Origin of the sequence: uncultured Leptotrichia sp. (genome assembly GCF_938036635.1) — a bacterium.
GTDB lineage: Bacteria > Fusobacteriota > Fusobacteriia > Fusobacteriales > Leptotrichiaceae > Leptotrichia > Leptotrichia hongkongensis.
Genome location: NZ_CALHQO010000544.1, coordinates 1 through 2,511 on the forward strand (window position 1 = coordinate 1; position 2,511 = coordinate 2,511).

2 protein-coding genes are annotated in these 2,511 nt (G+C 31.4%); both read right to left on the reverse strand.

Annotation, left to right across the window (positions count from 1 at the left end; all coding sequences use genetic code 11):
• Window positions 1-39: 39 nt before the first annotated feature.
• The gene (locus Q0370_RS10955; protein WP_299575644.1) at window positions 40-1,368 is read right to left on the reverse strand and encodes an MFS transporter; all 1,329 of its coding nucleotides are present in this window, start codon (window positions 1,366-1,368) and stop codon (window positions 40-42) included.
• Window positions 1,369-1,399: 31 nt separating this feature from the next.
• Entirely contained in the window at window positions 1,400-2,353 is a 954-nt protein-coding gene (locus Q0370_RS10960; protein WP_299575646.1) for an alpha/beta fold hydrolase, read from the reverse strand.
• Between the last annotated feature and the right edge of the window lie 158 nt (window positions 2,354-2,511).

A 2,511-nucleotide genomic window follows, 5' to 3' on the forward strand; every position in this document is an offset into this window, starting at 1 on the left:
CTCCATTTTTTATTTATAAATATTAATAATTAACTAAAATTAATCCTCTTTTTTCAAATTATAGAAAAACAGCGAAACGCCAAACAGCGCTAATGCTACGACAAGTGTCACTTTAACTCCAACTTCAGTTGCACCTTTCACGCCATTCTGAACATTCTGATTTCCTAAAACAAGTAAAGTTGACTGAACAACTTGCTGCACTAGAAACGCCAATTTTAGAAACATTCCCTGTATTCCAAACATAAAGCCTTCCAAACTTACTTTTTTAGTTTCTGACAGTTTTGCAGAAATTTCACTAAGCATTGCCTGTGGGAAAATAAACGCCGCACCACTTAATCCTGTTCCACAAATTACAAAAAGTAAATATGCAAAAATTGAATTATTTTTATTAATAAACAATAGTCCAAAAGTACCGATTATCAAAAGCAGCATATCTACAATCAATATTTTCTTGTACGAATATTTTTTCCCAAACTTGTTTGTAATTGGAAAAAATAGCCCCGCCATTCCAAACAGCACAACTGATATTACAGTCAAATATTTAATATCCTTTTGCATTACAGCGCTCAAATAATATGTCAAATCTCCACGAAGTATGTTAAATCCGCAAAAGAAAAAGAAATATCCTAAAAAGTACAAAATAATTTCTTTATCCTTCAAATGTGAAATTGATTTCATAAACCCTAGCGATTCAGTCTTAGGACGGTTTTGCGTAAGCTGTTTCTCCTTTAGAAAAAATATACACGCATAAATCCCCAAAACTGACAATATTGTAATCAAAATTACTGTTTTACGTATTCCAACTTCTGTATTCAGTACTCCATTTACCATTCCCAATTTTGAAATCAAAATACCTGGCAGAACCATTGCAATCCCAGTAAATATAAGTCTAAAAGTCGACTGCATTGTAGAAAGATTAAGCCTTTCTTCCTTATTTGAAGCCAAATCTGGAATTAGAGCGTTATACGGTGCTGCGACTAAAGTATATGCCGTAAAATACAGTCCTCCAACAACTGATAAATAAATAAGCGTTGCCATCTGCGAACTTTTAATTGGGTAAAAATACATAATCGTAAGAATCCCAAGCGGCAATCCTCCAACTAGCATAAATATTGATCTTTTTCCAAACCGTGATTTTGAATTATCAGATAAAAATCCTACAACAGGATCCGATATTGCATCAATAATCCTCGCAAAAATAAATGCTAGAACTAAATACTGCGGCTTTAACAACGGAACTAAATTTTTTTCCGTTTCAGGTGGCAAATAATAATATGACAACCATTGATTATAAATCTGGTCAATCATAAAATATGAAACCCCAAGCCCATAAATTATGTAACTTTTTTTGGTTAATCTTGAACTCATTAAATTTTCTACCTTTCTGTTTTTTATAACTTTAATTTGTTAAAAACTCTTTTACCGCCTCAACGTATTCATCTTTACACTCAGGATCAGCATAAATTCTTGTGTGTGAACCTTTTTCAAAAACTTTTAGCTTGATATTTTCGTTTTGGGCAAGTTCGTTATACTCTTCCATAAGCATTCCATAAGTTGTAGCCTTGTCATTTTTAGACTGTATTATCAAAGTAGGTATTCTTTTTAGCAAATATGATAATTTCAGCTTATCAAGATGGCTTCCAACTCTTAAATTAAAAATTCTTACAATAACACTTACAATAAATTTTGGAACACGACGTTTTTTTGCGTCTTCCTTGATTCTCTTTCTTATATTGGAAATCGAACTGTCCAAAATCAGCTTATCAATCACAATCCCTTTTTTTCTAAGTGCCTTCACGTACATTTTAGAAGCAATCGCAGATCCCATACCTCCTTGCGAAAATCCGTAAAGCGTAAAATTGTTCTTTCCAAATCTTTCATTCAGCATTTCCATTGTGTGAAAAATATCCTGTCCAAAGCAGTATCCCATCTTAGTTTTGGCTACATCAGACTTTCCTGAGTTTCTCAAATCTGGAATAAAAAAATTATACTCCTTGTCAAGTCCAATATTTTTAAACATTTCCAAATATTGTAACGAAGCCAGCCTGTTTACACCACGACCATGTGAAATAATCATCGTTTTTGTAGCTTCCTTGTTCTCGATAAGCCACCCATAAAGCTGTATTTTCCCTGACTTATACTCAATTTCCTTAAAATTATACCCATAATCATAAGGATTTGCCTTATTATCCTCAATATTATACTTCTGTCTTAATTTTTTACTGTTATACACCTCTTCAAATGTAACTCTCGGATATTTCTCAATCTGATTAATAAAATACCGTATCGACATATATGCTATCACAAAGAAAAATATCATAAACAGCACATTAATTGTTATTAACAATCCCATTCCTATAATCCTCTCCTATTCTTTTTATTTTTTATTTATAATATTCATTAATATAATATTTTTTCATTTTTATCTTATTCCTGAGCAAATGTATTAACTTTTCGCTGTATAAAAACTGTTGTTATTCATTTTTATAACTTTTCACTTTTAAATTTTCT